This window comes from Polaribacter sp. SA4-12, from assembly GCF_002163675.1.
GTDB lineage: Bacteria > Bacteroidota > Bacteroidia > Flavobacteriales > Flavobacteriaceae > Polaribacter.
The window spans coordinates 160,415-173,263 of sequence record NZ_CP019334.1 but is presented as its reverse complement, the minus strand read 5'-3'; the positions used below and the strand labels follow the sequence as shown (position 1 = coordinate 173,263).

The window sequence follows — 12,849 nt, the reverse complement described above, 5'->3', positions numbered from 1 at the left end:
ATTTTTATCTTTAATAAATTTTAGTATTCAAACATACAGCTATGAAAAAAATACTTTTATTAATTTTAAGTTTATACACATCATTTTTATTTTCACAAAATGACTGTACAGATGCATTAATTGTTTGTGGAAATAATAGCTTTACAGATTTAGACGCTACTGGTGTGGGTATTCAAGAACTAAACAGTTCTAATACCTGTAATAGTCAAGAACACAATAGTCTTTGGTTTAAAATAAAAATAAAAACAGGTGGAACACTTGGTTTTATTTTAACACCTACAAATGACAACGGAACTACAAATACTGATATTGTAGTAGATTTTGATTTTTTTATTTTTGGTAAAAATGTCACTTGTGATAATATTGGTCAAGCAATTAGATGCTCTACTACAAACCCACAATCATCAAATCAAGCCGACAATCTAACAGGAATGAATAGTACAGAAACAGACACTTCTGAAGGCCCTGGTGCTGATGGAAATAGTTTTGTAAAAGAATTAGAAGTAGAAGCTAATGATTCTTATTTTATTGTAATAGACAGACCAATAGGAAGTAGTAATTTTAAAATAGATTGGACTGGTACTGCTACTTTAGGTGATCCTCCAGTTGCAAATCCTCCTGTAACAGGAACCACTTATAATTTAGAAGAGTGTGATGATAATCTTGCAGATACTGAAGAAACTTCAATTTTCGACCTTATAACAAATCAAGATACATTAATAGGAAGTCAGACAAATGTTAATATTAGTTATCACTTAAGCGCTAATGATGCTCAAACAAATACAAACCCTATTTTAAGTACCACAACTTATAGAAACATAACTAACCCACAAGTAATATTTACTAGATTAACAAATACAAACAATGGATGTTTTACCACAAATAATTTTACACTAAACGTTAAAACCACTTTTAACATAAATACTCCAGAAGACTATTTATCATGTGATGATAACACTATTAGCTCTAGCAATACAGATGGTTATTCTTCCTCATTTTTATTAGAATCTAAAGATTCAGAAATTTTAGAAACATTAGATTCAAGCTTATATACTGTTTCTTATCATAAAAGTTTATCAGATGCAGAAAACAATTCTGCCGCAATAGACAAAGCACTATTCTACACAAACACAATAAAAGATAATGAGAAGATATTTGTGCGAGTTATTAATAATACAGGCTGCAGAAACACCTCAAAAACCTTTAATTTAGTTGTTAACCCTGTTCCTGAAATAAATGCAGTACTTGTTTATGAACAATGTGATTTTGATGATAATCCAAATGATTTTGTAACTAACTTTAACTTAACAACAAAAGAATCCGAAATTTACACAGGAACAGATGACGTAGTCATTGATTTTTTTGAAACTACAGACACCTCTTTTACTTCACCTTTAATAAAAAACAATTATAGAAATTCAACTGCTACAAATGCTACAAATGGAGATCACAAACTAATTGTAAAAGTAACAAACCCCATCACTAGTTGTTATCAAATAAAAGAAATCGAATTAAAAGTAAATCCTTCAGGGATTTCATCTTACCCAGATGTTTATGCCTGTGAATTAGATAGTAACGCGAACATACCAGACAGCAGAAATAGTATTGGATCTAATACTTCTTTTTATGATTTTGATATTAAGACTCAAGAAATAATTTCTAAATCTGGAGGAGCATTAAAATTAACAACTCATAACTTTAGTTATTACAGAACAAGTGAAGATGCTGGTTTGCAAAACAATGAAATTACAGCGCCTTTTGATGATGATTTCTTTACAGATGAAGAAGATATTTTTATAAGAATAACACTAAAAGCCTCTAATTCTTGCGAAAGTATTGGTCAATTTAAAATTCAAGTTCAAAAAATACCAGTTCCACAAGGAAATTTAAATCCAGAAATCTTATGTATCAACAATCCTATTGATACTCCTCAACTTAAAACAATAGATTTAAATGCAGATACGGGTATAAATACAGATACTTATAAATGGTATTTAAACAATCAATTAATTATTGGTGAAACAAGTTCTATTTTAAAAGCAAATATTAAAGGAGAATATAAAGTAGAAACTCTAAGAGAATACACAAACGACCCAACAAATAATTTAGATAATTTTATTTGTGTCGGCTACAACACATTTACTGTTGTTGAATCTAATATTGCTGTAATCGAATCATTTGATTTTGTAGATGATCAAGATATGTTAGAAGAAAATACCATAACAATTAATGTTTCTGGAAAAGGAAATTATGAATATGCACTGAATAGCAATAATATTACTGATTTTAAAACAGGTATAAATAATTTATCCTACACTTTTACAAACGTTCCTACTGGTTTAAATAAAATTTACATTAGAGATATTAATGATTGTGGAGAAACAATATCTAAAGAAATTTCCTTCATCTATTTTCAAAGACACTTTACACCTAATGCAGATGGAAAATTTGATACTTGGAAAGTTTTAGGAACAGACAACACCTTTTACAAACAAGTTAGTTTAGAGATATTTGATAGATTTGGAAATCTATTAAAAGTAATGGATCAAAAAACAGAAAACGGTTGGAATGGCTTCTTAAATGGAAAACCCTTACCTTCTAATGATTATTGGTACAATGCAGTTTTAGTAGATATAAATGGAAATATTAGAACAAAAAACGGTCATTTCTCATTATTAAGAAGATAAAACATATTTATTAAAAGCTTAGCCTGAGATAATTATAGCATTAATTATCTCAGGTTTTTTTTATAATTTTATTCAAAAGAATATTTCTTAATTTAGCACAAACTAAGAAACAAATTTCCATGGATATCAACTTCAATAAAAACGAAGATTATAACAAATTACTAGTTTCAGATTTACGAAAAAGATTTGCCAAAGTAAAATTAGGCGGTGGTCAAAAAAGAATTGACAAACATCACTCTAAATGTAAAATGACAGCAAGAGAAAGAGTTGATTATCTATTAGATAAAAATTCTAAATCCATAGAAATTGGTGCTTTTGCAGGTAATGATATGTATGCTGAACATGGAGGCTGCCCTTCTGGTGGAGTTGTTGTAAAAATGGGATACATCAAAGAAAAACAATGTATTGTTGTTGCAAATGATGCTACTGTAAAAGCTGGAGCTTGGTTTCCTATTACAGGAAAAAAGAATTTAAGAGCTCAAGAAATATCCATAGAAAATAAAATTCCTATTATCTATTTAGTTGATTCTGCTGGTGTTTTTCTGCCAATGCAGGATGAAATTTTTCCAGATAAAGAACATTTTGGGCGAATTTTCAGAAACAACGCCATAATGAGTAGCATGGGAATTACACAAATTTCTGCTGTCATGGGAAGCTGTGTTGCAGGTGGCGCATATTTACCAATTATGAGCGATGAAGCTATAATTGTTGACAAAACTGCAAGTATCTTTCTTGCCGGAAGCTATTTAGTAAAAGCAGCAATTGGAGAATCTATTGATAATGAAACTTTAGGTGGAGCAACTACACATTGTGAAATTTCTGGTGTTACAGACTACAAAGCTAAAGACGATAAAGACGCTCTAGATAAAATTAAATTTATTGTTGATAAAATTGGTGATTACGACAAAGCTGGTTTTAGTAAAACAGAAGCTTTTCCTCCAACAGAAAATGAAGATGATATTTTCGGAATCCTTCCAAAGGAAAGAAATGCGCAATATGATATGTTAGAAATTATCAAACGTTTGGTTGATAATTCTGAGTTTGAACAATACAAAGAAGGTTATGGAAAAACCATTTTAACTGGTTATGCTAGAATAGATGGTTGGGCAGTAGGTATTATTGCCAATCAAAGAAAATTGGTAAAAACTCAAAAAGGAGAAATGCAATTTGGTGGTGTTATTTATAACGATTCTGCTGATAAATCTACTCGTTTTATCGCCAATTGTAATCAGAAAAAAATTCCTTTAGTTTTCTTACAAGACGTTACAGGTTTTATGGTAGGCTCAAAATCGGAACATGGAGGAATTATAAAAGATGGTGCTAAAATGGTAAACGCAGTTAGTAATTCTGTTGTACCAAAATTTACAATTATTATTGGAAATTCTTACGGAGCAGGTAATTACGCAATGTGTGGTAAAGCTTATGACCCAAGATTAATTGTTGCGTGGCCAAGTGCTGAATTAGCTGTAATGAGTGGAAATTCTGCGGCTAAAGTTTTACTACAAATAGAAACTGCTTCACTAAAAAAACGTGGAGAAGAAATAACTCCTGAAAAAGAAGCTGAATTATTTGATAAAATTAAATCTCGTTACGATAATCAAATATCACCCTATTATGCAGCAGCAAGAATATGGACAGATGCTGTAATAAATCCTTTAGACACAAGAACATGGATTTCTATGGGAATTGAAGCTGCAAACCACGCTCCTATTGAAAAACAATTTAATATGGGAGTTTTACAAGTTTAAAAAAGAAATATGAAAAAAATATTATTGCTTACAATATTCCTATATTCAATTAACTTAAGTGCACAAATTGGTTATAGTAAAGCAAAAATTTACTTTAAAGATGGCACAATAAAAGAAGGGTTTGGAAAACATCTTTTTATGAGTAATGCCAAAATAAAATTTAAAGTAAATAAAAAAGATAAGCCAATAGAATTAGGTTTTATGAAGGTTGATAAATTTATTTTAAATGATATTGAGTACGACTTTAAAATTATAAAAGGAAAATCTGAAATTCAATTTTTTAAAGTAAAACAAAGAGGAAAAGTAAGTTTATATTACTCAATTAAAACAAACAACGGCGCTCCTATGGGAGTTATGAATGCTGGTGGAGTTGGAGTAAATATGAGTTTTTCAACTTCTACAGAAGTGTATTATATTGCTAAAAATGATGAAGATCAAATTACACAACTTTTTAACCTCTTTGGTCCATCAAAAAAAACTTTTAAAAAAATTGTCCCTCTATTTTTTGGCGATTGCCAAGATTTATTAGACAAAATAGATCAAAAAGAATATAAAAAAAGAGATATTGTTAAAATTGTAAATTTCTATAATTATAACTGTAAATAAAAAATAATCCTCGCAATATGATACTCTTTTATTTTATAGAATAACAATGCTTTTATCAAAAAAGATACTTTTTATTCAAAAAATAATGATTATTATCATAATTAGTAGTCGATTTATGATATATTTTTGCCAAATAATTATTTATAAAAAATGAGTAAAGCTATATATATTGCCGCAATTGAGTCTGATAGTGGTAAATCTTTGGTATCATTAGGTCTTTTAAGAATGATGTTAACCAAATCTTCTAAAGTAGGGTATTTTAGACCTATTATTAATGAAGTTAAAGACAGTAAATATGATGATCATACAAATACTGCAATTAATTTTTTCAATTTAGATATCGATTATGATGACTGTTATGCCTACAAGCAAAATGAAGTTGTAGAATTGCTAAGTGAAGGAAAAGCAGAAACTGTTATTCATAATGTTATCAAAAAATACAAAAAACTAGAAGCAAAGTACGATTATGTTCTTGTAGAAGGAACAGATTTTTCTGGTGAAGGAGGTTTTACAGAATTAGATGTAAATCTAATGATTGCGAAGAATCTTGGAATTCCTGCATTAATTGTTGGTTCTGGAAATGGTAAGAAAAAGAAAGATTTTATCAACACAATGCAACTTACATACAAGTCTTTTATTAAAAAAGAGGTTGATGTTATTGGTATTGTTGCCAACAAGATTGAAATTGATGAGATAGACTATATTCAAAAGGAATTACAAAAAAGTTTTCCGAAAAACCTTCAAATAGATATTATTCCTAAAGTAGATTTCTTAGCATACCCAACTGTTAAAGAAGTTGTACAGGCTTTAAGTGGTCGTGTTTTATTTGGCGAACAGTTTTTAGACAATGCTATTGGAAGTTACAGTACAGGTGCAATGCAACTGCGCAACTATTTAACAAGAATCAGAGAGAACGCTTTAGTAATTACTCCTGGAGATAGAGCAGATATTATTTTAGGTGCTTTACAAGCAAATGCTTCTAGTAATTATCCTAAAATTTCTGGAATTATTTTAACAGGTTCATTAACACCAGAAGAATCTATTGTTAAGTTAATAGAAGGTGTACAATCTACAGTTCCTATTATTTCTGTTGATGGTGGAACTTTTGGAATCACGAATAAAATTGGAGCTGTAAAGTCTAAAATTTACTCTACACACAACAAAAAAATATTATTATCTTTAGATACTTTTGATAAACATGTAAATGCAGAGGGGTTAACAAATACTTTAACTTCTTATCAGTCAGATAAGTTAACACCAAGCATGTTTCAATATAATTTATTACAAAAAGCAAGAGCTCATAAAAAACACATTGTTCTACCAGAAGGTGATGATGAAAGAATTATTAAAGCTGCTGCTCGTTTACAATTATTAGATATTGTTGATTTAACTTTATTAGGTGATAGAAATACAATTCAATTAAAATGTGATCAAATTGGTTTACAAATCGATTTAGATAAAATAAACATTTTAAACCCAGAAAATTCTATTCATAATGATGCTTTCGCAAATACATTATTTGAAGCTCGTAAGCATAAAGGAATGACAGAAACTGCTGCGCAGGATTTAGTAGCAGATGTTTCTTATTACGGAACTTTAATGATTATGAATGGTTTAGCAGACGGAATGGTTTCTGGAGCAGTGCACACAACAATGCACACTATAAAACCAGCATTACAATTAATTAAAACAAAACCTGGAGTTTCTGTAGTATCATCTGTATTCTTTATGTGTTTATCAGACAGAGTTTCTGTAATGGGAGATTGTGCTGTAAACCCAAACCCGAACGCAGAGCAATTAGCAGAAATTGCAATTTCTTCAGCATTATCTGCAGAAGCTTTTGGAATTGAAGCAAAAGTAGCAATGCTTTCTTATTCTTCTGGAAGTTCTGGAAAAGGAGAAGAAGTAGAAAAAGTAAGAAAAGCAACAGAAATTGTAAAAGACTTAAAACCTGAATTAAAAATTGAAGGTCCAATTCAATACGATGCTGCAGTAGACATGTCTGTTGCAAAAACAAAAATGCCAGATTCTGAAGTTGCTGGTCAAGCATCTGTATTAATTTTCCCTGATTTAAATACAGGAAATAATACGTATAAAGCAATTCAAAGAGAAACAGGCGCTTTAGCAATTGGCCCGATGTTACAAGGTTTAAATAAACCAGTAAACGATTTAAGTAGAGGCTGTACAGTAGAAGATATTTTTAATACAGTTTTATTAACAGCAATACAAGCACATCAAGGATAATATGAATATTTTAGTATTAAATGCAGGTTCTTCATCTTTAAAATATCAATTGATAGAAATGCCATCACAAACAGTAAAATGTGTTGGTCTTTTAGAAAGAATTGGAATGGATGATGCCATCTTTACACATGAAAAAGATAACGAAAAGCACTCTGAAGTTTTACCTATTTTAAATCACGAAATTGGTTTAAAAAAAGTAGCAAAAACGTTAATGGATGCAAATATCGGTGTTATAAATTCTGTTGATGAAATTCAAGCTGTTGGGCATAGAGTTGTTCATGGAGGAAGCAAATTTAGCAGCACAGTTGTAGTTACTGAAGAAGTTAAAGATAGTATTCGTGAGTTATTTGATTTAGCACCTTTACATAATCCTGCAAATTTAACAGGAATAGAAATTGCTGAAACAATTTTTACATCAGCAAAACAGATTGCTATTTTTGATACAGCTTTTCATCAAACAATGCCTAAAGAAGCATATCAATATGCAATTCCTAACTCATATTTAGAGGAGCATCAAATTAGAGCTTATGGTTTTCACGGAACAAGTCATAAATATGTTTCAGAAAAGGCGATTGAATATTTAGGAGAAAAATCTAAAAACATTATTACAATTCACTTAGGTAATGGTTGTAGTATGTCTGCAATAAAAGACGGGAAAAGTATCGAAAACTCTTTAGGTTTCGGCCCAATGAATGGTTTGGTTATGGGAACTCGTTCTGGAGATATCGATCAATCTGTTATTTTCTTTTTGATGAAGAAACTCAACAAAACTATTGATGAAGTAAACAATTTATTACAGAAAGAATCTGGAATGATGGGTTTAACTGGTTTTTCTGATTTAAGAGAAATTGAAGAAAAAGCAAATAATGGAGATGTAAAATGTCAAAATGCATTAAACTTAGCTGCTTATAGAATTAAAAAATATATTGGTGCTTATACAACAGCATTAAATGGTTTAGATGCTATTGTTTTTACTGCAGGAATCGGAGAAAACTCTAGTTTAATGAGACAAATGTCTTGTGAAAATTTAGACGTTTTAGGAATTGAATTAGATAAAGAAATTAACGCTATTCGTTCTAAAGAAATAAGAGAAATTCAAAAAGAGAATGCGAAAGTTAAAATTTTAATTATTCCTACAAACGAAGAAATTGAAATTGCAAAACAATCTTACACTCTTTTAAAATAGATTTTAAACTTATAGAATAAAAGTCCTTTAAATTTTAATTTTAAGGACTTTTTTTTTGTCCAACAAACTCTTTTATCTACATTAAAATTAAAAAAAAAGAGAAACTATCCTTAAAAAACAATTTCTTAAGCATAAATCGACTCAAATTTCGAATAATCCTTATTCAAAAAATTGTTATAAAACATTCAAACCTTTACATTTGTATGGATTTTAATTAAAACAATTATTAGAAATGGGTAGAGCATTTGAACTTAGAAAAGGACGTAAAATGAAACGATGGTCAGCAATGGCAAAAACTTTTACCAGAATTGGTAAAGACATTGTAATGGCTATTAAAGATGGTGGTCCAAATCCTGATTCAAATTCTAGGTTAAGAGCAGTTATGCAGAATGCAAAAGCTGCAAACATGCCTAAAGAAAATGTAGAAAGAGCAATAAAGAAGGCAACAGATAAAGACACTGCAAACTATAAAGAAGCACTTTTTGAAGGTTATGCGCCTCATGGAATAGCACTTGTTTTAGAAACTGCAACTGATAATAATAACAGAACAGTAGCCAATGTTAGATCTGCTTTTAATAAGTGCGATGGAAACTTAGGTACTTCTGGTTCAGTTATTTTTATGTTTGATCATGTTTGTACTTTCACAATTAAAAAAGAAGATATTACTATAGACTTAGAAGAATTAGAATTAGAACTAATCGATTTTGAAGTTGAAGAAGTTTTTGATGACGAAGAAGGAATTATTATTTACGCACCTTTTGAACAATTTGGAGCAATACAAACGTATTTTGAAGAAAATAACACAGAAATTTTATCTTCAGGTTTTGAAAGAATTCCAACAACTACAACAAAATTAAGCGAAGAACAACAAGCAGATGTAGAAAAGCTTTTAGAAAAATTAGAAGAAGACGATGATGTACAAAATGTATTTCATTCGATGGAAATGTAAAAAATAAAAAAATCCGCTTTTAAGCGGGTTTTTTGTTTTAATTAAAAAACAAACTCTCCAATATTAATTACTTCGTTTACTTCTGCGAGTCTTAATAGTTTCACATTTTTAAGGAAATAATAAATTCAACTTAAGGATTTTCAATCGAAATAAGTTGTGACCTTTCAAACAAAATCGTGTCATATAAATGAAGTAAACCTAAAAAGATACTTCTAACAAAAATCAAATAAAAAAAACCAGCGTCCTAACAACGCTGGTTTAACTTTATATGATTTTTAATAATTGAATTGAATGCTTCTTGTTCTGCTAAAAAGGAAGTTTGTATTCCTAAAAAAGAGAGTTCTTCAATACTAGTTTCTAATCGAACATAATCTTTTTCTGTAGTTAAAATTAGTTTCTTAGAAGACTTTAAATCAGCATATTCTTTTTTGATTGTTGAGATTTCTTTGTCTGTAAAATTGTGATGATCAGGAAACTTTAAATGTTTAAAACTCACATTTTTTTCACTTAAAAAAGACAAAAGTGGATTTGGGTTTGCAATTCCTGTAATTAATAAAACTTCATAGTTTTTTAAATCATCAACTAAAACACTTTTATTCCCTGATGTTGATTCATCATAAGAAATTGTGGTGAAAAACACATTTGTATTGTATTTCTTCAACTTCTCTGTAATTTTATTTTTTGAAGCTTCTGTTAAGTTCGTCGGACATTTAGTTATGAGTATAACATCTGCTCTTTTTGCTCCGCTCCTACTTTCTCTTAAATTTCCTGTTGGTAATAAGAAATCGTCGGTAAATAAATCATCATATTTTGTCAATAAAACATAAAAACTTCCTTTTACTTTTCGGTGTTGAAAAGCATCATCTAATAAAATAACTTCGGGAGATTTATCTGTAATCAATTTAGTAATTCCTGCAACTCTATTAGCATCAACAACAACATCAATGTTATTAAACTTTTTAAAGTACTGTAAAGGTTCATCTCCAACATCTTCTGCAGAATACGTATCGTTTAACAGCACAAAACCTTCCGTTTTACGTTTGTATCCTCTACTTAAAACGGCTGTCTTAAAACCGTCTTTTAACAAACGGATTAAATATTCTATTTGCGGAGTCTTTCCGGTTCCGCCAACACTTAAATTACCAACAACAATTACGGGTATTTTAAAGCTTGTTTGTTTAAAAATTCCTACTTCAAAAAAGAAATTACGAATTGTAGTTACAACATCATAAATGATTGCAAATGGAAATAATAAAAAGCGTAGAAATTTCATTAATACGAAAATAAGTCATTTTTATGGATTGATGAATGGAAAATGTTAACTTTGGTTTTCGATACAATTTTGATTTATGATAATAAAAGACATCACAAATTATTTAGAAGAATTAGCACCATTAAATTATGCTGAAGATTTTGATAATGTTGGTTTATTAGTTGGTAATTATAACACGGACGTTTCTGGAGTTTTAGTTACTTTAGATACACTTGAAGAAACTGTAGATGAAGCTATTGCAAAAAAATGCAATTTAATTATTAGCTTTCATCCTATTATTTTTGGGGGATTAAAAAAACTGAACGGAAATTCTTACGTAGAACGTGTTGTTTTAAAAGCGATAAAAAATGACATTGCTATTTATGCAACGCATACCGCTTTAGATAATTCTAAAAATGGCGTTTCTGCAAAAATGTGCGAAGTTTTAGGCTTAGAAAACACGATGATTTTAATTCCTAAAAAAGGAATCATAAAAAAACTAACCACTTTTGTTCCTTCGGATAATGCAGAAGCTTTAAGAAATTCACTTTTTACAGCTGGCGCTGGAAGTATTGGTAATTACGATAAATGTTCTTTTAATACGATTGGAGAAGGAACTTTTAGAGGAAATGAGAATTCTAATCCGACTTTAGGAGAAAAAGGAGAACTACACACAGAAAAAGAAACTCAGATTAGTGTTGTTTTTGAAAGTAAAAACGAAACTGCTATTTTAAAGGCATTACAAGATAATCATCCTTATGAAGAAGTTGCTTACGAATTAATTACGACAGAAAATATCCATCAAGATATTGGTATGGGAATGATTGGTGAGTTACCTACAGCAATGGAAGAAACTGAATTTCTAACTTACCTAAAGAAAACAATGCAAACAGATTGTGTGCGTCATTCTAATCTTCTTAATAAAAAAATAAAAACAGTAGCCGTTTTAGGCGGATCTGGAAGTTTTGCAATTTCTAACGCAAAAAGGGCAAAAGTAGATGCTTATGTAAGTGCAGATTTTAAATACCATGAGTTTTTTAAAGCTGAAAATATGATTCTTTTGGCAGATATTGGCCATTATGAGAGCGAACAGTTTACAAAAAACCTTTTGGTAGCCTATCTTACAAAAAAATTCAGTAATTTTGCAGTCATTTTATCAGAAAAAAGTACAAATCCTATATATTATATATAATCATGGCAAAGAAGAAAGAAATTTCGGTTGAAGAAAAATTAAGAGCTTTATACGATTTACAATTAATCGACTCAAGAATTGATGAAATTAGAAACGTTAGAGGTGAATTACCTTTAGAAGTTGAAGATTTAGAAGATGAAGTTGCCGGATTAAATACGCGTATAGCGAACTTAAATCAAGACGCAGCAAACTTAGAAACTGACATTAGCAACAAAAAATTAGCTATTGAAGAGTCTAACGAGTTAATGAAAAAGTACGACGAGCAACAAAAGAAAGTTAGAAATAACAGAGAATTTGATTCTTTATCTAAAGAAATTGAATATCAAGATTTAGAAATTCAATTAGCTGAAAAGAGAATTATTGAATTCAAAGCAAAAATTGCTCAGAAAAAAATAGTAATTGATTCTACTAACGAAAAGTTAGCAAAACAAGAAAAGCACTTAGGTCATAAAAAAGCTGAATTAGATGCTATCTTAAAAGAAACTGAAAAAGAAGAAGAATTATTAGGAAAAAAATCTGATGAGTTTTCTAAAACTTTAGATGCACACTTATTTGCAGCTTATACAAGAATTAGAACTAAAGTAAAAAACGGTTTAGCAGTTGTTGCTATCGAGCGTGGAGCTTCAGGAGGTTCTTACTTTACAATTCCACCACAGGTGCAATTAGAAATAGCTAACAGAAAGAAAATTACTATTGACGAGCACAGTGGTCGTATTTTAGTGGATGCTGCTTTAGCTGAAGAAGAAAAAGTGAAAATGGAAAAATTCTTTTCATAGTCTTTTATCTTTTACATAAATTTATAAAAAACTCGAAGCTTTGCTTCGAGTTTTTTGTTTTATAGAATATCTCTATTTAAAAATTTTATCCTTATTTCTAAACAATTAAAACCGAAGAAACTTTATATTAAATTACTGCCTTCATAAGAAAACATATCTTAGTTAATGGCTACAAAAAAACTCGAAGCTAAAAGCTTCGAGTTTTCAAT

9 protein-coding genes are annotated in these 12,849 nt (G+C 29.6%); 8 read left to right on the top strand and 1 reads right to left on the bottom strand.

What is annotated here, in order from left to right; all coding sequences use genetic code 11:
- Nucleotides 1-41 precede the first annotated feature (41 nt).
- The 6 genes from BTO07_RS00785 (at nucleotide 42) to BTO07_RS00760 (ending at nucleotide 9,420) form a co-directional block, all read left to right on the top strand.
- A complete protein-coding gene (locus BTO07_RS00785; protein WP_087519405.1) occupies nucleotides 42-2,687 on the top strand; it encodes a T9SS type B sorting domain-containing protein in 2,646 nt (881 codons plus the stop codon).
- A gap of 119 nt (nucleotides 2,688-2,806) precedes the next feature.
- Entirely contained in the window at nucleotides 2,807-4,435 is a 1,629-nt protein-coding gene (locus tag BTO07_RS00780) for an acyl-CoA carboxylase subunit beta (protein WP_087519404.1), read from the top strand.
- 9 nt (nucleotides 4,436-4,444) lie between these two features.
- A complete protein-coding gene (locus tag BTO07_RS00775; protein ID WP_087519403.1) occupies nucleotides 4,445-5,041 on the top strand; it encodes a hypothetical protein in 597 nt (198 codons plus the stop codon).
- Nucleotides 5,042-5,191: 150 nt separating this feature from the next.
- A complete protein-coding gene (pta, locus tag BTO07_RS00770) occupies nucleotides 5,192-7,285 on the top strand; it encodes a phosphate acetyltransferase (protein ID WP_087519402.1) in 2,094 nt (697 codons plus the stop codon).
- 1 nt (nucleotide 7,286) lies between these two features.
- Nucleotides 7,287-8,471 (top strand): acetate/propionate family kinase, encoded by a 1,185-nt coding sequence (locus BTO07_RS00765; protein WP_087519401.1) that lies wholly within the window; start codon nucleotides 7,287-7,289, stop codon nucleotides 8,469-8,471.
- Nucleotides 8,472-8,703: 232 nt separating this feature from the next.
- On the top strand, nucleotides 8,704-9,420 hold the full coding sequence (locus BTO07_RS00760; RefSeq protein ID WP_087519400.1) for a YebC/PmpR family DNA-binding transcriptional regulator: 717 nt from the start codon (nucleotides 8,704-8,706) through the stop codon (nucleotides 9,418-9,420).
- A 244-nt stretch (nucleotides 9,421-9,664) separates the two neighbouring features.
- On the opposite strand, the gene lpxK is transcribed toward BTO07_RS00760, so the two are convergent.
- Entirely contained in the window at nucleotides 9,665-10,693 is a 1,029-nt protein-coding gene (lpxK, locus tag BTO07_RS00755) for a tetraacyldisaccharide 4'-kinase (RefSeq protein WP_087519399.1), read from the bottom strand.
- Between the two features lie 76 nt (nucleotides 10,694-10,769).
- On the opposite strand from lpxK, the gene BTO07_RS00750 reads away from it, so the two are divergent.
- Nucleotides 10,770-11,864: a Nif3-like dinuclear metal center hexameric protein gene (locus BTO07_RS00750; RefSeq protein ID WP_087519398.1), complete on the top strand. Its 1,095-nt coding sequence runs from the start codon at nucleotides 10,770-10,772 to the stop codon at nucleotides 11,862-11,864.
- A gap of 2 nt (nucleotides 11,865-11,866) precedes the next feature.
- The gene (locus BTO07_RS00745) at nucleotides 11,867-12,640 is read left to right on the top strand and encodes a zinc ribbon domain-containing protein (RefSeq protein WP_087519397.1); all 774 of its coding nucleotides are present in this window, start codon (nucleotides 11,867-11,869) and stop codon (nucleotides 12,638-12,640) included.
- Nucleotides 12,641-12,849: the final 209 nt, after the last annotated feature.

Coding starts and splice junctions, on each gene's coding strand:
- BTO07_RS00775 (WP_087519403.1), top strand. CDS start 4,445: ATGAAAAAAATATTATTGCTTACAATATTCCTATATTCAATTAACTTA.
- BTO07_RS00745 (WP_087519397.1), top strand. CDS start 11,867: ATGGCAAAGAAGAAAGAAATTTCGGTTGAAGAAAAATTAAGAGCTTTA.
- BTO07_RS00760 (WP_087519400.1), top strand. CDS start 8,704: ATGGGTAGAGCATTTGAACTTAGAAAAGGACGTAAAATGAAACGATGG.
- BTO07_RS00750 (WP_087519398.1), top strand. CDS start 10,770: ATGATAATAAAAGACATCACAAATTATTTAGAAGAATTAGCACCATTA.
- BTO07_RS00765 (WP_087519401.1), top strand. CDS start 7,287: ATGAATATTTTAGTATTAAATGCAGGTTCTTCATCTTTAAAATATCAA.
- BTO07_RS00785 (WP_087519405.1), top strand. CDS start 42: ATGAAAAAAATACTTTTATTAATTTTAAGTTTATACACATCATTTTTA.
- pta (WP_087519402.1), top strand. CDS start 5,192: ATGAGTAAAGCTATATATATTGCCGCAATTGAGTCTGATAGTGGTAAA.
- BTO07_RS00780 (WP_087519404.1), top strand. CDS start 2,807: ATGGATATCAACTTCAATAAAAACGAAGATTATAACAAATTACTAGTT.
- lpxK (WP_087519399.1), bottom strand. CDS start 10,693: ATGAAATTTCTACGCTTTTTATTATTTCCATTTGCAATCATTTATGAT.